Here is a 19476-nt window from a genome sequence, read left to right as displayed (position 1 = left end):
CCGCGAGCCGGCCGACTCGCAGTCGGTCAGGGCCGCCAGTTGCCGGTGGCGACCACGACGAGGCCGGGGTCGGCGACGCCGGGCACCTCGAAGTAGCGCGCGACCGGGCCGGTCACGTCCGGGAACTGCTCGACCAGCTGAGCAGCGGCCTGCTGCTGCACCGTGTCGCCCTCGCTGTAGTAGACGGTGGTGGTCGCCACGTCGCTGACCGGCGAGCCCGCGGTGCCGATCACCTCCCAGCCGGCTGCGGCGAACTGGTCGCCGATGCTGCCGGCCAGCCCGGTGATGCTGGTGCTGTTCAGCACCGTGACCGGCGCGAACACCGCCCCCACCGGCTCTGCGCTGACCGCCTCCGGCGCCGGCACGCTCTCCGGCACCGGCGTGACCGCAGCCTCGCTGGCGGTCGGCACCGGGGTCTGCGCCGAGGTCTCCTCGGTACCGGGCCCGGTGAACGTCCAGACGCCCAGCACCACGAGCGTGAGGACGACGACGGCGAGCAGGCCCTGCACCCCGCGGCGCGGGCCCCGGGGCACCTCGTCGGTGTGCAGGTCCCCACGGCCGGGGCCGGAGCGCGCCGGCGCGGCCTCGGGTCGGGCCGGCGGCGCAGTGCGCCGTCCGTCCTTCTTCCGGGCGGCCTCGGCCGCCTGCCGCTCCTGCCGGGCGGCGGCCCGGCCACCCACGGGGACGTCGACGGCCCGCCGCGCCGGACCGGACGGCGGCCCCTGCTCCGGTGCCGGCTCGGCCGGGGGGGTGCGCACGTCGGCACGCCGGGGCACGGCCGGGGTGGGCGTGGGCGCGCGCCCGGCGGCGCTGCTCCCCCGCCCGGGCAGCTGTGGTGCACGCAGGGGCGCCACGGGCGCTGCCGGAGTGGCGGGTACGGCGGTCCACGCCGACTCCTCCGGCACCGCCCCGGAGACCCGCTGGGTGACGTCCGCCGGTGGTGCGCTGGGCTCGGCCGCCCAGGTCGGCATGCCCGTCGTCATCGGGGCCGCCGTCGAGCCGGTGGGCTCGACGCGCCACCCCGTCGGCTCGGCGCGCCGATCCGTGGGCCCGGACGCCGGGCGGGCAGGCGCCGGCGGCGTGCGGCGGGGCTCCACGGCGGGGATGGCCGGCGAGGAGCTGAACGGAGTGGGTGCGGCCGGCGTGGCGGCGGTCAACGGGCCCGAGACCGGCGGCACCGGCCGCGGCGCGGGCGTCTGGGGACCGGCGACCGCCGGACGACCCCCGGCGGTCGCCGGGTCCGTCCGCCGTCGTCCGCCGACCGGGGGCGGTGCGCTGGGCCGGCCGGCCGGGCGGCGGAGCAGCGGGTCCTCCCCCGCAGGCAGCAGGCCCTCCCGCCGGCGCTCGGCCCGGCTCTGCCGCGGCAGCGTCATCGCCGTGTCGCTGTCGGGCCCGGGGCCCTGGGGTGGGCGTGGGGTCACCGCGCGGGGCGCCGAGAGGCTCGGCTGTTCGTGCTGGCGACCGGGTTCGTCGGGCGGCTGGACAGCGGGGTCGGTACGCCGACGACCCGGGCTCGGGGTCGCCTCGGACGGACTTCCCTCACCGAACGGCGCCGCATGCCTCCCCACAGTGAGACAGGCTAGTCGTGACGGAGGTCCGTGCCCAGGACCCTGCCGGAGCGCTGACGCTGCCGCCCGGCCCGCATCCGACGCAGCCGACGCACCAGCAGCGGGTCGGCGACGAGGGCCTCCGGACGGTCGATCAGGGCGTTGAGCACCTGGTAGTAGCGGGTGGACGTCATCCCGAAGCGCTCCCGGATGGCTGCTTCCTTGGCGCCAGGGAAGCGCCACCACTGACGCTCGAAGGCCAGGATCTCCCGTTCCCGCGCGGGAAGACCCACAGTCGTGTCGTCCTCGTGCGTCCCGCCCGTCACAGCAGCACCGTCCGCTGCGGTGCCCTGCGCCGTCCCGGGGTCGGTCCCGACCGCTGCCGGGCGCTCCTCCGCCGCCGGCCCGACGGGCTGCGCGGGGTCCTCGCTCATGGTCCTGCCTCCGGGGAAGGTCGTCGGCCGGGCCTGCGCCTGGCACCGGGAGGGGTGATCCGGACCCCTCGACGGTAGTCGCGTCACCGCCGCTGCGGACCGGGACACCCGGGCGCGCCGCCGGCCCGCGGAGACCCGTGGAGACCGGTCAGATGCCGGCCGGTAGCGGGGCGGCGGCCCGCCGGTTGCTGTGCGCGTTCCGCAGGGTGTCGACGGTGAACACGGCCAGCGCGAGCCAGACGACGGCGAACCCGACGAGCCGGGCCGGCGGCATCGGCTCGCCGTAGACGAAGACGCCGATGGACAGCTGCATCAGCGGCGTGACGTACTGGAGCAGCCCGATCGTCGACAGCGGGACCCGGCTGGTGGCGGCGGCGAACAGCAGCAGCGGGACGGCGGTGGCGAGCCCCGAGCTGACCAGCAGCAGCGCCTGCCCCACGCCCGCCGTCCCGAAGGCGGCGTCGCCCTGCGCGCCCATCACCGTGATGACGGCCAGCGCCGGCAGGAACACCACCGCCGTCTCCACGAACAGACCCGGTGCGGCATCGACCCGGACCAGCTTCTTCATCAGGCCGTAGAGGCCGAAGCTGACGGCCAGGGCGAGGGAGATCCACGGCGGGTGGCCGTAGTCGACGGTCAGGACCAGGACCGCGACCACGGCGATCGCGACGGCGACCCACTGCAGCCGGCGCAGCCGCTCCCGAAAGACGAGCACGCCGAACAGGACGCTGACCAGCGGGTTGATGAAGTAGCCGAGCGAGGCCTCGACGACGTGCCCGGAGTTGACCGCGTAGACGTAGATGAGCCAGTTCGCCGCGATGAGCACGGCGGCGACCGAGAGCACGAGCAGCGCCCGCCGGTCGGTGACCACGGCGCGCACCTGGGTCCAGTTCCGCCGGACGGTCAGCAGGAGGCCGACGAACAGCAACGACCAGACCACCCGGTGCGCGACGATCTCCAGCCCCCCGGCCGGCTCCAGCAGGGGGAAGTAGAGCGGGAACACACCCCACAGGGAGTAGGCGCCGAGCCCGGCGAGCACCCCCACGCGCCGTTCGTCCACCGGCGAACCGTACGCCCGCGGCCACCGCCCTCCTGCGTCCCCCACGGGCCTACCGTGGTCGACGTGCACGCGGGACGCCCCAACCCGGCTCAGTGGCTCTGGTACGCCTACGGCGGTGGCCTGCCGCCGTCGCTGTCGGACTGGGTGCTCGAGGACACGACCCGCCGCACCTGGGTCTGGCGGCACCTGGCCCGCGCCCTGGTCCAACTGGCCCCGGTGCTGCTGCTGTGCCTGCTGGTCCCCCCCGTCCCCTTCGACATCCGGCTCACCGCCACCCTCGGCGGGGTGGTCATCGGGTTGCTGTTCTCGGTGGCCTACATGACCGAGACGACCGAGCACCGCGCGGTGAAGGCCGGCTGGCCACCCGGGACGACGGCCGCGCTGCGCGCCGATCGGGCCGAGCGGGAGCGGATCGAGCGCCAGGCCCGGTACCGCTCGGGCGGCGCAGGCAGCTTCGACTGATGAAGGCCCCCCGTGCCCCCCACCACTCGCACGCTCGCGGCGGGCCCCTGCACGGGGGCCACACGACCCGCCGGTCGCTGCTCGTCGCAGGTGGCGCCGCACTCGGCGTCGCCGCCTGTGCCCGCGGGCCGCAGTTCCCCGAGGTGACCGGCGCCGGGCAGGGCGACGCGGTGGTGGCGCTGGCCGACGTGCCGGTCGGCGGCGGCTACGAGGTGTCGCTCGACGGGCGGGCCGTGCTGGTCACCCAGCCGTCGGCGGGCACGGTGGCCGCGTTCGACGCCGAGTGCCCGCACGCCGGCTGCACCGTCCGCGCCACCGACGACGGACTGGCCTGCCCCTGCCACGGCTCGGCCTTCGACCCGGCCACCGGCGAGGTGCTGCAGGGGCCGGCCACCGAGCCGCTGACCGCGATCGGGGTGGCGGTGCAGGGCGCCGACGTCGTCCTGACCTGAGCCCTACTCCTCGATGCGGAAGCCGATCTTCATCGTCACCTGGAAGTGGGCGACCTCGCCGTCGACGACGTGGCCGCGGATCTCCTGGGTCTGGAACCACTCGATGTGGCGCACCGTCTCCGAGGCCTTGCGCACGGCCGTGCGGATGGCGTCGTCCACGCTGGTGGTGGAGCTGCCGACGATCTCGCTCAGCCGGTACACGTGGTCGCTCACGACGGGACTCCTCGACGCCGGCTGCCCGGGCGGCAGCGCTCGGCTCGACCCTGGCACGGTCGGACGCGACCCGCGAGCGGGGTGGAGCCCCATGTCCGGATTGAACGGACGACCTTCCGCTTACAAGGCGGGTGCTCTACCACTGAGCTAATGGGGCGACCCGGAGGAGGTTACCGGGGCAGGGCGGGCTCGCCGGAGACCCGGCGGCCGGTCGGCTCAGGCGGCGTCGTAGCCGGCGGCGGGGTCACCGGAGACGTACTGCGCCGGGTCGCTGTCGACGGTCGCCCCGGCGGCGAGCCAGCGGGCGAACCCCTCGGGGTCGCGGCGCTCCAGCTCGTCCAGCGCCTCCTGCCGGCGGTGCACCAGCTGCTGCCGGGCCACCGGCTCGCGGGTCTGGGCCAGCGCCGCCGACGTGCGCACCCACTCCCGGCCCAGCGCCGGCACCGACAGCGCCCGCACCCAGCCGTCGTCCGTGGTCAGTGGCAGCACGACCGCCGGGGTGCCCCGCCGGTCGGCCCGGACCGACCGCACCGCCCACCGGACCAGCACGGCCAGCAGCCCGGCCGCCACGAGCAGCACCGTGATCGCACCGCCGGCCACCACGGCACAGCCGCTGAGCACCAGCAGCACGGCCACAGTGGCCACCGCGCTGCGCCAGGCGGCGTCGACGGCCGCCTGCCCCGGGTCCCGGACTGCCGCGTCGCGGGCGATGCCCGCAGCGAGGCAGGCCGCGACGCTCGCGGCCAGCGCCACGGCGATCATGCCGGGCAGCCCGAGCGACACCCCGCCGATCGCCGCCAGCGCACCGCCGAACAGCACGAGCAGTCCCAGGGCGGAGCGGGTGAGCAGGGCACGGAGGGGCACCGGTGGCCTCCAGGGAGCAGGCGGTGGGCAGAGCTGGCCCTTCCTTTCCCCGCATCGTGCTTGATCACCCCTGCCGAGGTGGCGAGGGAGCGACAGCACGGGCCGGATGACGGGCACCCGCCAGCCGAGCGATCCGCGGCACCCAGGGAACTCACAGCTCACCACCAGTCTCGAGCCAGTCCGGGGTAGCACAGTGGTGTCTGCGCGGCGGGGAGGTCCTGCCGTGAGGAGGGACTTCCCGTGAGTGAGCAGAACCGTCCGGCCGACGAGACGGGCCACGGCACCGACCGCAGTGCCGGTTCCGGCTGGGCGCCACAGCAGAGCCGCCCGGCGTCCGCCCACCAGATCCCCGGCTCCGAGCAGCCGATGAACGCACCGACCGAGCAGTTCCCGACCGCGGCGCAGCCGTCGGTCACCCAGCCGGCGCCCGGCCCGACCACGGCCCACCAGCCGTGGCCGCCGGCCGGCTACGGCACCCCCGGGTACCAGCGCGCCACCGGGGCGGGCGCCCCGGCCGGTGCGGTGCCCCCCGCCTTCCAGACCGCCGCTCCCCAGACCCAGGCCTTCCCGCAGCCGGCCTACGGCCCGCAGCCCTTCCCGGCCGGGACGGCGCCGTTCCAGCCGGCGCGGCGGACCGGGCGCTGGCGGCTGGGCGTGGCCGGGCTGGTCGCCGGTGCGCTGATCGGCGGCGGCGCCGGCGCCGGCGTGGTCGCGCTGAGCGACGTGGACGCCGTGGTCAGCGCGAGCGGGACGACCACGCAGCCCGTCGTCATCGAGGACGCCGAGCGGGCGACCAGCACGACGGCCGCCGCCGCCGCGGCAGCCCCCAGCGTCGTCACCCTGTACGTGAGCGCCGCCGCGGGCTCGGGGTCGGGCTCCGGCGTCGTCCTGTCCGAGGACGGCTACGTGCTCACCAACAACCACGTGGTGAGCCTGAACAACGGCACCGCCGACGTGACCGTGCAGGTGCGCACCTCCGACGGGACCGTCTACGACGCCACCGTCGTCGGCACCGACCCCAGCAACGACCTCGCCGTGGTCAAGCTGGCCGACGCCGGCGGGCTGACCGCCGCGGTCTTCGCCGACTCCGAGGCGGTGCAGGTCGGTGACCTCGCGGTCGCCATCGGTGCGCCGCTGGGCCTGACCAACACGGTCACCGACGGGATCATCAGCGCCACCAACCGGGCCGTGCAGGCCGGGTCGACGCAGGACGAGAACACGGTGATCGACGCCCTGCAGACCGACGCGGCCATCAACCCGGGCAACTCCGGCGGTGCGCTGGTCAACGCCGACGGCGAGGTCATCGGCATCAACACCGCGATCGCCTCGGTCGCCAGCACCGGCCTGCCCGGTCAGGAGACGACCAGCGGGAACATCGGCGTCGGCTTCGCCATCCCGTCGAACACGGCGCAGCGGATCGCCGAACAGATCATCGACACCGGCTCGGCCACGCACGCCCTGCTCGGGGTGAGCGCCCGCACCGCGGCCGACTCCGGTTCGGCCGTGGGCGAGGGCGCCCTGGTGGCCACGGTCTCCGACGGCTCCGCCGCCGACGACGCCGGCCTGCAGGCCGGCGACGTGATCACCGCGGTGGGCGACCGGCCGATCACGACCTCCACCGAGCTGACCGCCGCGATCCGCAGCGCCCAGCCCGGCGACGAGATCACGCTGACCGTCCGCCGCGACGGGGACAGCTCCGAGGTCGACGTCACCCTGGACGAGACCTCGAACTGAGGAAGGACCCCTCTGACCGACGACCCCGGTGCCGAGCCCCCTCGGCCCCGGGGTCGTCGCACGTCCGCAGGAGGGCTGCCCCGAACCGACGCCTAGGCTCGGACGGGTGCCGGGACCCCAGCTGACCACCCCGCTGGTGGAGTCGCTCGACGACCCCCAGCGCGCCCGCGACCTGGCGAAGATGAAGCGGCTGGCCACCGGGCTGTTCGTGCTCGCGGCCGTGGTCTTCCTGGTCTGCGTGCTGCTGGGCGAGGAGACCGGCACCTGGGTCGGGTACGTGCGGGCCACCGCAGAGGCGTCCATGGTCGGGGCGCTGGCCGACTGGTTCGCCGTCACCGCGCTGTTCCGGCACCCGCTGCGGCTGCCGATCCCGCACACCGCGATCATCCCGCGCAAGAAGGACCAGATCGGCACGAGCCTGGGCACGTTCGTGCGGGAGAACTTCCTGACCCGGGCGGTCGTCGACGAGCGGCTGGCCACCGTCGACGTCCCCGGCCGGCTGGGCGCCTTCCTGGCCTCGCCCGGTCGCGCCGAGCGGCTCGCCGGCGACGCCGGCGCCGCCCTCGGCGGACTCACCGACCTGCTGAAGGACGACGAGCTGCAGCCCGCCGTCGCCGCCCTGGTCGACCGGAAGCTCCGCGAGACCCCCGCCGCGCCCGCCGTGGCCCGGGGCATCGAGCTCGTCGTCGACGGCGACCGGCACCAGGAGGTGCTCTCGGCCGCGCTCACCGGGCTGGCGAACTTCCTGGCCGACAACCGGCTGGTGTTCCGCACCCGGCTCGGCGACGCCTCGCCCGTCTGGGTGCCCGACTGGGTCGACGACCGGGTGTTCGACCGGGTGTTCGACCTGCTCCAGGGCTTCCTCGCCGAGGTGGGCGAGGACCCTCGGCACGAGCTGCGCCGCAGCTACGACAAGCGGCTGCGGGCCTACGTGCACACGCTGCGCACCGATCCCGAGGCCGCGGCCCGGGTCGAGCGGTTCAAGGAGGAGCTGCTGGACCACCCGGCCGTCCGCACCTGGTCGGGCTCGCTGTGGAGCACCGCGAAGAACGCCGTCGTCACCGCCGCAGCCGACCCGGACTCCGAGCTGCGGGCGCGGGTGGTCGGGCTGATCCGGTCCGGCGCGCAGCTGCTGCAGACCGACCCGACCATCCGCGAACTGGTGCAGCGGCAGACCCAGCGGGCCGCCGGGTACGCCGTCGAGCGGTTCTCCGGCGACGTGGCCGACCTGGTGGGCGCCACCGTGGCCCGCTGGGACACCGAGGAGACCAGCCGGCGGATCGAGCTCCAGGTCGGTCGTGACCTGCAGTGGATCCGGGTGAACGGCACGGTGGTGGGCGGCCTGGCCGGCCTGGTCATCTACACCGTCGCCCAGCTGCTGGGCTGAGCCGACCGCTCAGCCCAGCTGGAAGCCGCTCCAGCGGAACCCCGGCGAGACCACGCAGCTGACCAGCACCTCGGTGCTCACCGGCCGGGTGCGCTGCCACCGCCCGGCCGGCACCAAGACCTGGACCAGCTCCGGCCCCAGGGTCACCGCCGTCGCGACGCCGGCATCCGGCGTGTCGGCGAGCTGCAGGGTGAGCTCCCCGGGTCCGTGCCACAGCCAGAGCTCGTCGGCGTCGACCCGGTGCCAGGCGGAGTGCTCTCCCCCGGCCAGCAGGAAGACGATGGCCGTCGCCGCCGGCCGGTCACCGGCGACCGCGGGGGACGTCCAGGTGCGCCGGTACCAGCCGCCCTCCGGGTGCGGCTCGAGCCCGAGCCGCACCGCCGTCGCCGGCCGATCCTGCGCAGCAGGCCCGGCCGGTCCGGTCACCGGCGGGCGGAAGCCGCGGCGTAGAGCGCGATCCCGGCCGCGACGCTGACGTTCAGCGACTCGGTGTCCTTGGTGATCGGGATGGACAGGACGACGTCGCAGCGCTCGCGGACCAGGCGGGACAGCCCGGCGCCCTCGGCACCGACCACCAGCGCGACCGGGTCGGCGAACCCGTCGTACTCGTGGATGCCCATGTCCCCGTCCGCCGCCAGGCCCACCGTCTGCAGGCCGGCGTCCTGGTAGGAGGCCAGGCTGCGGCCCAGGTTGACGGCTCTGGCCACGCGCAGCCGGGCCGCCGCGCCGGCGCTGGTGCGCCAGGCCGAGCCGGTCATGCCCACCGCGCGGCGCTCGGGCACGACGAGACCGTGGGCGCCGAAGGCCGCGGCCGAGCGGATGACCGCGCCCAGGTTGCGCGGGTCGGTGACGCCGTCCAGCGCCACGACCAGCGGCGGGCGGCCGGAGTCGCGGGCGATGTCGAGCAGATCGTCCGGGTGCGCGTAGTCGTAGGGCGGCACCATCAGGCCGATGCCCTGGTGCAGCGCGTGGTCGCTCATCCGGTCGAACTCGGCCTTGCCCACCTCGAGCAGCGGCAGCCCGCGGTCGGCGGCCAGCTGCACCGACTCGGCGATCCGCTCGTCGGTCCCGCCGCGGCTCGTGTCACCGGTGACGACGTAGAGCGCCGTCGCCGGGATGCTGGCCCGCAGCGCCTCCAGCACGGGGTTGCGGCCCAGCAGCAGCTCGGGGGCCTCGGCGTTGCGCCGCTGCACCCGCTGCCGGTTGTCCTGGCGGGCCGCGGCAGCCTTCGCCGCCTTGTACGCCGGGTGGTGCGGCCGGTCCGTGGCCTTCGGGGTGGCGCCCCGCCCGGCCAGCGACCGGCGGTTCTTGCCGCCGGTGCCGGAGGTCGCGGTCTTCTTGCCTGCGCCGGCCGAGCGGCCGCGGCGTTGACTGTTGCCGGCCATCAGGTCAGCTCCCATCGTGTGCCCTGGGGGGTGTCCTCGACCTGCACGCCCAGGGCGCCGAGCTGGTTCCGGATCGCGTCAGCTGACGCGTAGTCCTTGCGGGCCCGGGCCGCGGTGCGCTGCTCCAGCGCGAGCGCGACCAGGCCGTCGGTGGCCTCGGCCAGGCGGCGGTCGCCGCCGGCGTCGGCCCACTGCGGGTCGAGCGGGTCGAGCCCGAGCACACCCAGCATCGCCCGGACCGCGCCGAGCGCGGCGGCGAGCGCCTCGGCTTCGTCGGCGGCCAGCGCGCTGTTGCCCTGGGTGACGACCTCGTGGACCACCGCGACCGCGGCGGGCGTGCTCAGGTCGTCGTCCAGTGCGGCGGTGAACTCGGCAGGCAGCACCGGCTTGCCGGCGCCCTCCCCCACCACCTCGGCCGCGCGCCGGACGAAGGACTCCAGCCGCCGGTAGGCGACCCCCGCCTCCTCCAGCGCCGGCTCGGTGAACTCGATCGTGCTGCGGTAGTGCGGGGCGACCAGGTAGTAGCGCAGCTCCACCGGGCGCACGCGCTGGACGACCTCGTCGACCAGCGCCGTGTTGCCCAGCGACTTGCTCATCTTCTCGCCGCCCATGGTGACCCAGCCGTTGTGCAGCCAGTACCGGGCGAACCCGTCCCCGGCAGCCTGCGACTGGGCCCGCTCGTTCTCGTGGTGCGGGAACCGGAGGTCGAGCCCGCCACCGTGGACGTCGAACTCCGGACCGAGGTACTTCTCGGCCATCGCCGAGCACTCCAGGTGCCAGCCCGGGCGCCCGCGACCCCAGGGGGTCGACCAGGAGGCCGTGGCCGGGTCGCCGTCCTTGGCCGACTTCCACAGCGCGAAGTCCCGGGGGTCCCGCTTGCGCTCGTCGGTCTCGGTGTCCGCGGCCGGCTGCAGGTCGCCCAGCTTCTGGCCGGTCAGCTCGCCGTAGCCGGGGAAGGAGCGGACGTCGAAGTAGACGTCGCCGTCGACGTCGTAGGCGTGCCCGCCGGCGATGAGCCGCTCGATCAGCTCGACCATCTCCGGCACGTGCCCGGTGGCCCGCGGCTCGTAGCTGGGCGGCAGCGTGCCCAGCAGGTCGTAGGCGCGGGTGGCGGCGCGCTCGTTCTCGTACGCCCAGGCCCACCACGGGACGCCGGCCGCCGCGGCCTTGGTGAGGATCTTGTCGTCGACGTCGGTCACGTTGCGGACGTAGGTGACCTCGTTGCCCTGGTGCAGCAGCCAGCGGCGCAGCACGTCGAAGGCGATCGCGAACCGGACGTGGCCGATGTGCGGCGGGCCCTGCACGGTGAGCCCGCAGACGTACATGGAGACCCGTCCTGCACGCAGGGGCGTGAAGTCGCGCACGGCGCGGGCGGCCGTGTCGTACAGGCGGAGGCTCACCGGGTGGATTCTACGGGCGCGTCGGGCGTGCTCCGGACCACGAGGGCGGTGGCCACCGCTGCCCGCCCCTCTCCACGGCCGGTGAGGCCCAGCCCGTCGGTCGTGGTGGCGGTGACGCTGACCGGCGCACCCAGGGCAGCGGAGAGCACAGCCTCCGCCTCCGCCCGGCGGGGACCGACCTTGGGCGTGGTGCCGATCAGCTGCACCGAGACGTTGCCGACCTGCCAGCCGGCCGCGGTGAGCACCTCGCGGACGTGTTCCAGCACGGCGGCACCCCGGGCGCCGGCCCAGCGGGGGTCGTCGATGCCCAGCAGGCCACCGATGTCGCCGAGGCCCGCGGCCGACAGCACGGCGTCGGTCAGGGCGTGGGCGACGACGTCGCCGTCGGAGTGCCCGGCGCAGCCGTCGACGCCCGGCCACTCCAGCCCGGCGAGCCAGCACGGGCGACCGGCTTCGATCGGGTGCACGTCGGTGCCGATGCCGACGCGGGGCAACTGCGGGTTCATCGGGGCCGCTCGGTCTGCAGCTCGGCCATCCGCAGGTCGTGCGCGACGGTGATCTTGGCCGCGCGCTCGTCGCCGGGCACGGTCTCCACCGTGATCCCGGCGGCCCGGACCACGGACGCGTCGTCGGTGAACTCGGCCGCGGCGCCCTGCGCGTGGGCGTAGGCGGCCACCAGGGTGGCCCGGTCGAAGCCCTGCGGGGTCTGCACCCGGCGCAGCGGAGCGCGGGGGACGTCGGCGGTCACCACTCCGTCGGCGTCGACGACCACGGTGGTGTCGACGACGGGCAGCACCGGGACGACGGCGCGCGCCCCGCCGGCGAGGGCGGCCAGCACCCGGGCGACGACGTCGGACGGGGTCAGCGGCCGCGCCGCGTCGTGGACCAGCACCGCGTCGGCGTGCTCCCGGGCGGCGGCGAGGGCCGCGCGGACCGACGCCGTGCGGGTGTCCCCGCCGACCACGACGTGCACGTCGTCGGGGAGCACCGCGGTGAAGGCCGCCAGCTGCGACGCCGGGACGGCGACCACCACCTGCTCGACCCCGCCGGCACGCAGCGACTCGACCGCCCAGCAGACCAGCGGCCGGCCACCGAGGGGCACCAGGGCCTTGGGCAGTTCTGCCCCCAGACGCAGACCACTCCCGGCCGCTGCGACGATGCCGACAGCGTGCACGGGAGTGGTCTGGGTGTCTCTGGGGTGGAGCTGGGCGATCAGGAAGCCAGGACCTCGTCGAGGAGGACCTCGGCCTTGTCCTCGTTGGTGCCCTCGGCGAGCGCGAGCTCGCTGACCAGGATCTGCCGTGCCTTCGAGAGCATGCGCTTCTCGCCGGCGGACAGGCCACGGTCCTTGTCGCGACGCCAGAGGTCGCGCACGACCTCGGCGACCTTGTTCACGTCACCGGAGGCCAGCTTCTCGAGGTTGGCCTTGTAGCGCCGCGACCAGTTGGTCGGCTCCTCGGTGTGCGGCGCGCGCAGCACCTCGAAGACCTTGTTCAGGCCCTCCTGGCCGACGACATCGCGGACGCCCACGATTTCGGCGTTGTCGGCCGGCACGCGGACGGTCAGGTCGCCCTGGGCGACCTTGAGCACGAGGTACGACTTCTCGACGCCCTTGATGGTGCGCTGCTCGATCGCCTCGATGAGCGCTGCGCCGTGGTGCGGGTAGACAACGGTCTCGCCAACAGTGAAGCCCATGTGTATGTGACCCCTTTCGCTCACCCCAGGTTAGCACGGAAGAATGCCCCCCGGCTCGGCAGAGTCCGACAAAAGTGCAGGTCAGCGGCGTGATCGAGGTCCGCGTGGGGTTGACAGGGAGGTGGTCGGTGTGCAGTCGGACGGTCTCGGGCACCGCTCCGGGCCCTTCGCGACCGCCGCGGCGATGGCCCGCGCGACCCACCTGGAGCCGACCCTGGCGGTCACCACCGTCGCCGTCCTGCTCGCCGTCACCGCCGGCGTCCCGGCCGGGCGGACCGTGCTGGTCGGGGTCGCGGTGCTGGCCGGGCAGGCCTCGATCGGGTGGTGCAACGACTGGTTGGACGCCGACCGCGACCGGGCGGTCGGCCGGACCGACAAGCCCGTCGTCCAGGGGGTGGTCACCCCGACGCTGCTGCGCCGGGCGACGGCCGTCGCCGTCGTCGTCGCGGTCGGCACGTCCCTGGCGCTCGGCCTCGTGCCGGGTCTGCTGCTGCTCGTGCTGGTCGCCAGCGGGCTCGCCTACGACGCCGGCCTCAAGCGCACCGCGCTGTCCCCGCTGCCCTACCTGACCGGCTTCGGCGCGCTCCCCGCCGGCGTGGTCGCCGCAGCGCCGGGCAGCCCCGGTGCACCGTGGTGGCTGATCGCGGCCGGGGCCGCGCTCGGCGGGGCGGCGCACGTCGCGAACGTCGCCCCCGACGTCGACGACGACCTGGCCACCGGGGTCCGCGGGCTCCCCCACCGGGTCGGCGCCGTGCCCTCTGCGGTCACCGGCGCGGTCCTGCTCGGCGCCGCCACCCTGCTGCTGGTCCTGGGACCACCCGGCCCACCGGGCCCACTCGGTCTGCTGGCCTGCGCGTTCGCCGCCCCGGCGGTGGTCGTCGCCGCACTCGCCGGCAGTCGGCGCGGCCGCCGGCTCGCCTTCCCGGCGGTGCTGCTGCTGACCGTGCTGGACGTCGCCCTGCTGCTGGCCGGCGGTGCCGCGATCACCTGATGGAGGACCCTGCTGCCCCGCACCGCGGGGCCGCGGTCAGCGGGGGTCGGTGCCCCGGTCGCGTTCCTGCTCGACGACGGCCTCGAGGTCCTTCAGCCGCCCCAGCCCGGCCAGTGGCTGGCGCATCCGCCGGTTGTCGGCCAGCCGCTCCCGGTTGCGCTCCAGGAAGGCCCAGTAGCCGGCGGTGTACGGGCAGGCGTCCTCGCCGAGCCGCTTCCTCGGGTCGTACCGGCACCCGCCACAGTAGTCGCTCATCCGGTCGATGTAGGCACCGCCGGCGGCGTAGGGCTTGGTCGCCAGCACCCCGCCGTCGGCGTGCTGGCTCATCCCGACGACGTTGGCCACCATCACCCAGTCGTAGCCGTCGACGAAGACCCGGTGGAACCAGTCGGTCATCGCCAGCGGCTCGATCCCGCGCTGGAGTGCGTAGTTGCCCAGCACCATGAGCCGCGGGATGTGGTGCACCCAGCCGCGCGCCCGCACGTCGGCGAGCACGGAGGACAGGCAGTTCGCGCCCACGGCCTCGGCCTCCAGCTCGGCCAGCCAGGACGGCACCTCCTCGTGCGCGGCCAGCGCGTTGCCGTGCCGGTAGTCCCGGCCCAGCTGCCAGTACAGATGCCAGATCCAGTCCCGCCAGCCCATCACCTGCCGGACGAAGCCCTCGACCGAGTTCAGCGGCAGCGGGTCACCGGCCGCCACCGAGTCGCGGTACGCCTGGTCGGCCCGGGTGACGACGTCCGACGGGTCGACCAGCCCGAGGTTCAGCGACGCCGACAGCATCGAGTGCGCCAGCCACGGGTCCCCGGCCAGCATCGCGTCCTCGTGCGGACCGAAGGCGCGCAGCCGGTGGGTGAGGAAGTCCTCGAGCCGCGCCTCGGTCTCGGCGTGCGTGACCGGGAAGAGCCGCGGGCCGTCGTCCCCGACGAACGCCACGTCGCCGTCGGCCACCCAGCGGTCCAGGTCGGCGCGCACCTGCTCGTCGATCTCGTCCTCGACGGGCAGCCACGGAGGTGGGACGTCGACCCGCCCGTCGGCCGGTGCGGGTTCACGGTTGTCGTGGTCGAGGTTCCAGGTGTCACCGACCGGCTGGGCGCCGTCCATCAGGACGTCGTGCACCCGCCGGGCCACCCGGTAGAAGTCGTCCATCAGCAGGCGCTGCCGCGAACGGCCCGCCGCCCAGCGCCGGAAGTCCGCCTGCCGGGTCACGAAGCCGCGGGCCTCCAGCACGGTCACGTCGGGACGGCGCAGCACGAGGTCGCGCGCCGGCCAGGTGGTCGGCGCGCACACCGACAGGCGCCCGTGGACCTGGTCCAGCGCCTCGGTGTAGGTCTCGGTCTGCAGGAAGGTGGCCTGCTCGCCGAGCTCGGCCGCACGGTGCCGGAGGGCCGACAGCAGCAGGTGCGCCTTCTGCCGGTGGAACCGGCGGCGACGGAAGACGCTGCGCGCCTCGATCAGCAGCACGGGCTGGTCCGGCGCGTCGAGGAAGTGCGGCCCGAGCTGGTCGGCGAAGCACCAGCGGCGGCTGTCGGGGTCCTGAGCTGGGAAGTCGGCGAGCGCGGGGTCGCCGGACCCCGGCAGGTCACCGTCAGCACGTGCCGCCACGACCCTCACCTCCCAGCGGACATCCTGGGGTGGCGGTTAGGCTCAGCGCGACTCGTGCCACCGGCGTCCTCGGTGGCCGGCACGTCTCTGGAGGTCGACGCTGTGAACCGCGCACCGCGCGCTGCTGTGATGGGTGTCCTGCTGCTCACCCCGATCGCGCTCACCGCCTGCAGCGCCGGGCAGGTCACGCAGACCTCGACCCAGGAGCCGAACGTGGGCAACCAGGCCGACCTGGAGGACCTGCAGCTGCGGGCCCTGACCCTGCCGTACCCGACCGGCGGGCAGTACGCCAGCGGGAGCGACGCCCGACTGGTCGGCGCCATCGCCAGCACGGGTCTGGAGGGGGACACCCTCGTGTCGATCGAGGGCGAGGCGTTCGACAGCGTGGAGGTCATCGACCCCGACGCCGCGGAGCTGGTGGCCGACGGCAGCACGTCGGAGGACCTGGGTCTCACGATCCCGCCCAACGGCATCCTGTATCTGAGCAGCGGCGACGGCCCCACGGTCGCGCTGGTGGAACTCGCCGAGACGATCGGCGCCGGCGAGGCCATCGACGTCACCTTCACGTTCGAGGAGGCCGGGGAGGTCACCATCCCGGTGCCCGTCGGCGTGCCCACCCGTGACCTGCCCCGCGGTGAGGAGTTCGACTTCCACGGGGAGGAAGAGCTCGCCGGCGAGGAAGGCTCCGTCGAGGAGAACCCCGGCCAAGAGGCCCGCGAACGGGAATCGGCCGACGAGGAGGGCTGACCCGCCCCTCCTGGGACTGTCGTACCCCGCCGTCACCATGACGGCGTGCCAGCATCCGGTGTGAAGTCCACCCGCCCCGCCCACCGTTGCACCGAGTGCGGCTACACCTCCGCGAAGTGGGTCGGGCGCTGCCCGGAGTGCCAGGCCTGGGGCAGCGTGCAGGAGGTCGGCGCCGTCGGCTCGCCGCTGCGCGCCGTCTCCGCCGGCCCGGTCAGCGCCAAGGCGCTCCCGATCGGTCAGGTGCAGCTCGCCGGGGCCCGGGCTGTGCCCACCGGGATCACCGAGTTCGACCGCGTCCTCGGCGGCGGCCTGGTGCCGGGCGCCGTGCTGCTCGTGGCCGGCGAGCCCGGCGTCGGCAAGTCCACGCTGCTCCTGGAGGTCGCCCACCGGGTGGCCGCGGCCAACGGCCCGACGCTAGTCGTCTCCGGCGAGGAGTCCGCCGCGCAGGTCCGGCTGCGGGCCGAGCGGATCGGCGCCCTGCACGACCAGCTCTACCTGGCCGCCGAGACCGAGCTCTCCGCGGTGCTCACCCACGTGGAGGACGTGGCCCCCACCCTGCTCGTGCTCGACAGCGTGCAGACCGTCCGGTCACCCGCCGTCGACGGCACCGACGGCGGGGCGACCCAGGTGCGCGCCGTGGCCAGCGCGCTCAGCGCCGTGGCCAGGAGCCGGAACATGACCACCATCCTGGTCGGCCACGTCACCAAGGACGGCGCGATCGCCGGTCCGCGGGCGCTGGAGCACCTGGTCGACGTGGTGATCTCCTTCGACGGCGAACGCCACTCGACGCTGCGCCTGGTGCGGGCCACCAAGAACCGCTTCGGCCCGGCCGACGAGATCGGCTGCTTCGAGATCGGCGACGGCGGCGTCGTCGGCGTCCCCGACCCCTCGCACCTGTTCGTCTCCCGCCGGTCCGCGCCGGTACCGGGCAGCTGCGTGACGGTGACGATGGAGGGCAGCCGGCCGCTGCTCGCCGAGGTACAGGCCCTCGTGGCGACCGCCGGCGGGGGCGGCTCGCCCCGCCGTGCGGTCAGCGGGTTGGACTCCCAGCGGGTCGCCATGATTAACGCCGTGGTCGAACGCCGCGGTGGGGTCCGGCTGGCCGATGCCGACGTCTTCGCCGCCTCCGTCGGCGGGGTCCGGATCGCCGAGCCCGCCGCCGACCTGGCGCTGGCCCTGGCGATCGCCTCGGCCTCGAAGGACCAGCCGCTCCCCGCCGGCCTGGTCGCGATCGGTGAGGTGGGGCTGTCCGGGGAGATCCGACGGGTGGGGGGCACCGGGCGGCGGCTGGCCGAGGCGGCCCGCCAGGGGTACACGGCCGCGCTCGTGCCCGAGGACTCCGGCCCCGCGCCGAAGGGCATCCGGCTGATCGAGGTGCCCGACCTGGGAGCTGCCTTCGCCCGGCTGTGGTGACCCGGCTGTGGTGACACAGTGCGACCGCCACCAGGGCGAACGCCCTGACGGGGGACCCGTGGTGACCGGCCCCCTCCCTCCGACCCGTAGAATCGGCCGCCGTACCGCCCGACCGTCAGGAGCTCCCGTGTCCCCCGCTGTGGACCCCGAGGCCGCGTTGCGGGAACTGCTCGGTCGGATCGCCCCCGGTACCGCCCTCCGGGACGGTCTGGAGCGGATCCTGGCCGGCCGCACCGGAGCACTGATCGTCCTGGGCTACGACCGCGTCGTCGAGTCCCTCTGCACCGGCGGGTTCGCCCTGGACGTCGCACTGTCGGCCACCCGGCTGCGGGAGTTGGCCAAGATGGACGGCGCGGTGATCGTCTCCTACGACGGCACCCGGATCGTCCGGGCCGGGGTGCACCTGATGCCCGACCCGACGATCCCCACCGAGGAGTCCGGCACCCGGCACCGCACCGCCGAGCGCGTCGCACTGCAGACCGGGTTCCCGGTCATCTCGGTGAGCCAGTCGATGCACATCATCTCGGTGTACGTGGCCGGCCGCCGGTACACCCTCGAACACCCCACGACCATCCTCGCGCGGGCCAACCAGGCCCTGGCCGCCCTGGAGCGCTACAAGCTCCGGCTCGACGAGGTCGCCAGCACGCTGTCCGCGCTGGAGATCGAGGACCTCGTCACGGTCCGTGACGCGATGAGCGTCAGCCAGCGGTTGGAGATGGTCCGCCGGATCGCCGACGAGATCGAGGGCTTCGTCGTCGAGCTGGGCACCGACGGCCGGCTGCTCGCCCTGCAGCTGGACGAGATGCTCGCCGGGGTCGAGGAGGACCGCGGCCTGCTGGTCCGCGACTACCTCCCCAGCAGTCGCCGGAACCGCTCCGGCGAGGAGGTGCTCGCCGACCTGCGCGCCCTGTCGGCCACCGAGCTGCTCGACCTCTCGGCCGTCTCCCGCTGCTACGGCCTGCCTACCTCCCCGGATGCCCTGGACTCCCCGGTCAGCCCGCGCGGCTACCGACTGCTGGCCCGGGTCCCCCGACTGCCGGCCGGCATCATCGACCGGCTGGTCGCGCACTTCGGTGGGCTGCAGAAGCTGCTCGCGGCGACCATCGAGGACCTCCTGGCCGTCGAGGGGGTCGGCGAGGCCCGGGCCCGCGGCATCCGCGAGGGGCTGTCCCGGCTCGCCGAGACCTCCATCCTCGACCGCTACAGCTGACGAAGGACCCCGCTGCCCCTCATCGCTCGCGCAAGCTCCCGCTGAACCCCTGCAGCGGAGTCACTCGGCTCGTCCCGAGCTCGCGGGGGACGAGGAGGACGGGCTCCTCAGGTCAGGGTGAAGGCGGCGTCGGGGCTGGTCGCCGTGTCCAACCTGCCGCGCAGCGCGTAGTCCCCCGGTGGCGGCGGCACACGCTCCGCGGCGCACCCCGGGGTGCTGCTCAGCCCACCCCACACGACCGGGAACACCACGGACTCCCCCGCCTGCAGCGTCCGCGGGTCCGTCGTCTCCTCCGGGAAACAGTCGTTGCTCCCCCAGACCCGGGCTCCGGCCTCATCGACCATCACGATCTCCTGCAGCCCCTTGTCCAGCGACCGCACACAGGAGACCGGCGAGACGTTCGTGACCACCAGGTCGAACGTCGGCTTGCTGCCGACCGGGCTGCTGGCCGGGGTGGGCCGCACCTCCACGCCGATCATGTCGTTGCTGCAGGGCCCGCCGTCCACGGCGGCCGGCTCGGTCGACGGGTCGTCGGCCTCCGGCTCCTCGGCCACCGGCTCCTCGGCGGGGTCGGCCGTGGGCGGGGCCGTCGGGAGCTGGACCGCAGCCAGCGACGGCACGATCTGGTCCAGCGCCGGCGCGGGCGCAGGTTCCTGCCCGGCGGTGGTGAGGACGACGTCCTCGTCCGGCGACCCGGTGGCCACCGCGACCCCGAGCCACCCGCCGCCACCGAGGACGCCCACCGCGCAGCCGAGGACCAGCAGGCGCCGTCGCCAGTAGACGACAGCGGGCAACGGGCCGACCGGGTGCAGCACGTCGGCGACGCTAACCGGCCGGCTGGACGCCGACCGCGCGCCACGCCCTGACCCAAGGAGGCCCG

General features: G+C 74.9%; 21 protein-coding genes and 1 tRNA gene. 8 read left to right on the top strand and 14 right to left on the bottom strand.

What is annotated here, in order from left to right; translation table 11 throughout:
- Positions 1-26: 26 nt before the first annotated feature.
- The 3 genes from O2W20_RS13290 to rarD form a co-directional block, all read right to left on the bottom strand.
- Positions 27-1373, bottom strand: a complete 1347-nt coding sequence (locus O2W20_RS13290; RefSeq protein ID WP_269172153.1) for a LytR C-terminal domain-containing protein — start codon at positions 1371-1373, stop codon at positions 27-29.
- 206 nt (positions 1374-1579) lie between these two features.
- Positions 1580-1981, bottom strand: a complete 402-nt coding sequence (locus tag O2W20_RS13285; protein ID WP_269172154.1) for a DUF3263 domain-containing protein — start codon at positions 1979-1981, stop codon at positions 1580-1582.
- Between the two features lie 148 nt (positions 1982-2129).
- Complete coding sequence (rarD, locus tag O2W20_RS13280) at positions 2130-3041, bottom strand: EamA family transporter RarD (protein ID WP_269172155.1); 912 nt, start codon at positions 3039-3041, stop codon at positions 2130-2132.
- A gap of 63 nt (positions 3042-3104) precedes the next feature.
- On the opposite strand from rarD, the gene O2W20_RS13275 reads away from it, so the two are divergent.
- Both O2W20_RS13275 and O2W20_RS13270 read left to right on the top strand, forming a co-directional pair.
- Positions 3105-3503, top strand: a complete 399-nt coding sequence (locus tag O2W20_RS13275; RefSeq protein ID WP_269172156.1) for a DUF5313 family protein — start codon at positions 3105-3107, stop codon at positions 3501-3503.
- Positions 3503-3955 carry a Rieske (2Fe-2S) protein gene (locus O2W20_RS13270; protein ID WP_269172157.1) on the top strand — a complete coding sequence of 151 codons (453 nt, stop codon included), beginning with the start codon at positions 3503-3505 and terminating at the stop codon, positions 3953-3955. The genes O2W20_RS13275 and O2W20_RS13270 overlap by 1 nt, the downstream gene beginning before the upstream one ends.
- A gap of 3 nt (positions 3956-3958) precedes the next feature.
- On the opposite strand, the gene O2W20_RS13265 is transcribed toward O2W20_RS13270, so the two are convergent.
- The 3 genes from O2W20_RS13265 to O2W20_RS13255 form a co-directional block, all read right to left on the bottom strand.
- Complete coding sequence (locus O2W20_RS13265) at positions 3959-4168, bottom strand: dodecin (RefSeq protein ID WP_269172158.1); 210 nt, start codon at positions 4166-4168, stop codon at positions 3959-3961.
- Positions 4169-4250: 82 nt separating this feature from the next.
- Positions 4251-4325, bottom strand: a tRNA-Thr gene (locus O2W20_RS13260).
- A gap of 59 nt (positions 4326-4384) precedes the next feature.
- On the bottom strand, positions 4385-5032 hold the full coding sequence (locus O2W20_RS13255; protein WP_269172159.1) for a hypothetical protein: 648 nt from the start codon (positions 5030-5032) through the stop codon (positions 4385-4387).
- A 240-nt stretch (positions 5033-5272) separates the two neighbouring features.
- Here O2W20_RS13255 and O2W20_RS13250 point away from each other — a divergent pair, with 240 nt between their 5' ends.
- Both O2W20_RS13250 and O2W20_RS13245 read left to right on the top strand, forming a co-directional pair.
- Positions 5273-6766, top strand: coding sequence for a S1C family serine protease (locus tag O2W20_RS13250; RefSeq protein ID WP_269172160.1), 1494 nt, complete (start codon positions 5273-5275; stop codon positions 6764-6766).
- Between the two features lie 106 nt (positions 6767-6872).
- On the top strand, positions 6873-8153 hold the full coding sequence (locus tag O2W20_RS13245; RefSeq protein WP_269172161.1) for a DUF445 domain-containing protein: 1281 nt from the start codon (positions 6873-6875) through the stop codon (positions 8151-8153).
- Positions 8154-8162: 9 nt separating this feature from the next.
- On the opposite strand, the gene O2W20_RS13240 is transcribed toward O2W20_RS13245, so the two are convergent.
- The 6 genes from O2W20_RS13240 to O2W20_RS13215 are packed head-to-tail and all read right to left on the bottom strand — an operon-like array spanning position 8163 to position 12633.
- Positions 8163-8579: a cupin domain-containing protein gene (locus tag O2W20_RS13240; protein WP_269172162.1), complete on the bottom strand. Its 417-nt coding sequence runs from the start codon at positions 8577-8579 to the stop codon at positions 8163-8165.
- A complete protein-coding gene (rlmB, locus tag O2W20_RS13235; RefSeq protein ID WP_269172163.1) occupies positions 8576-9553 on the bottom strand; it encodes a 23S rRNA (guanosine(2251)-2'-O)-methyltransferase RlmB in 978 nt (325 codons plus the stop codon). The genes O2W20_RS13240 and rlmB overlap by 4 nt, the downstream gene beginning before the upstream one ends.
- Positions 9538-10938: a cysteine--tRNA ligase gene (cysS, locus tag O2W20_RS13230; protein WP_269172164.1), complete on the bottom strand. Its 1401-nt coding sequence runs from the start codon at positions 10936-10938 to the stop codon at positions 9538-9540. The genes rlmB and cysS overlap by 16 nt, the downstream gene beginning before the upstream one ends.
- Entirely contained in the window at positions 10935-11444 is a 510-nt protein-coding gene (ispF, locus tag O2W20_RS13225) for a 2-C-methyl-D-erythritol 2,4-cyclodiphosphate synthase (RefSeq protein WP_269172165.1), read from the bottom strand. The genes cysS and ispF overlap by 4 nt, the downstream gene beginning before the upstream one ends.
- Complete coding sequence (gene ispD / locus O2W20_RS13220) at positions 11441-12112, bottom strand: 2-C-methyl-D-erythritol 4-phosphate cytidylyltransferase (RefSeq protein WP_269172166.1); 672 nt, start codon at positions 12110-12112, stop codon at positions 11441-11443. Before ispD ends, ispF begins: the two co-directional genes overlap by 4 nt.
- A gap of 38 nt (positions 12113-12150) precedes the next feature.
- Positions 12151-12633 (bottom strand): CarD family transcriptional regulator, encoded by a 483-nt coding sequence (locus tag O2W20_RS13215; protein ID WP_036334607.1) that lies wholly within the window; start codon positions 12631-12633, stop codon positions 12151-12153.
- A gap of 130 nt (positions 12634-12763) precedes the next feature.
- Here O2W20_RS13215 and O2W20_RS13210 point away from each other — a divergent pair, with 130 nt between their 5' ends.
- On the top strand, positions 12764-13624 hold the full coding sequence (locus O2W20_RS13210; RefSeq protein ID WP_269172167.1) for a UbiA family prenyltransferase: 861 nt from the start codon (positions 12764-12766) through the stop codon (positions 13622-13624).
- A 36-nt stretch (positions 13625-13660) separates the two neighbouring features.
- On the opposite strand, the gene O2W20_RS13205 is transcribed toward O2W20_RS13210, so the two are convergent.
- Positions 13661-15226, bottom strand: coding sequence for a cryptochrome/photolyase family protein (locus tag O2W20_RS13205; protein WP_269172168.1), 1566 nt, complete (start codon positions 15224-15226; stop codon positions 13661-13663).
- Positions 15227-15328: 102 nt separating this feature from the next.
- Between O2W20_RS13205 and O2W20_RS13200 the strand changes: the two genes are divergently transcribed.
- From O2W20_RS13200 to disA, 3 genes are all read left to right on the top strand, one after another.
- Positions 15329-15973 (top strand): copper chaperone PCu(A)C, encoded by a 645-nt coding sequence (locus O2W20_RS13200; RefSeq protein ID WP_269172169.1) that lies wholly within the window; start codon positions 15329-15331, stop codon positions 15971-15973.
- Between the two features lie 45 nt (positions 15974-16018).
- Positions 16019-17386, top strand: coding sequence for a DNA repair protein RadA (gene radA / locus O2W20_RS13195; protein ID WP_269172170.1), 1368 nt, complete (start codon positions 16019-16021; stop codon positions 17384-17386).
- Between the two features lie 127 nt (positions 17387-17513).
- Complete coding sequence (disA, locus tag O2W20_RS13190) at positions 17514-18596, top strand: DNA integrity scanning diadenylate cyclase DisA (RefSeq protein WP_269172171.1); 1083 nt, start codon at positions 17514-17516, stop codon at positions 18594-18596.
- 107 nt (positions 18597-18703) lie between these two features.
- On the opposite strand, the gene O2W20_RS13185 is transcribed toward disA, so the two are convergent.
- Entirely contained in the window at positions 18704-19411 is a 708-nt protein-coding gene (locus O2W20_RS13185; RefSeq protein ID WP_269172172.1) for a MucR family transcriptional regulator, read from the bottom strand.
- Between the last annotated feature and the right edge of the window lie 65 nt (positions 19412-19476).

The organism is Modestobacter sp. VKM Ac-2982, assembly GCF_026967935.1.
In the GTDB taxonomy this organism is placed as follows: domain Bacteria; phylum Actinomycetota; class Actinomycetes; order Mycobacteriales; family Geodermatophilaceae; genus Modestobacter.
The sequence above is the reverse complement of the archived record's forward strand: the minus strand, read 5'-3'. Positions and strand labels throughout refer to the sequence as shown.

Excerpts from the sequence above, each read along its gene's own strand:
- O2W20_RS13290 (WP_269172153.1), bottom strand. The coding sequence starts at position 1,373 with ATGACGCTGCCGCGGCAGAGCCGGGCCGAGCGCCGGCGGGAGGGCCTG.
- O2W20_RS13285 (WP_269172154.1), bottom strand. The coding sequence starts at position 1,981 with ATGAGCGAGGACCCCGCGCAGCCCGTCGGGCCGGCGGCGGAGGAGCGC.
- O2W20_RS13270 (WP_269172157.1), top strand. The coding sequence starts at position 3,503 with ATGAAGGCCCCCCGTGCCCCCCACCACTCGCACGCTCGCGGCGGGCCC.
- rlmB (WP_269172163.1), bottom strand. The coding sequence starts at position 9,553 with ATGGGAGCTGACCTGATGGCCGGCAACAGTCAACGCCGCGGCCGCTCG.
- ispF (WP_269172165.1), bottom strand. The coding sequence starts at position 11,444 with ATGAACCCGCAGTTGCCCCGCGTCGGCATCGGCACCGACGTGCACCCG.
- O2W20_RS13215 (WP_036334607.1), bottom strand. The coding sequence starts at position 12,633 with ATGGGCTTCACTGTTGGCGAGACCGTTGTCTACCCGCACCACGGCGCA.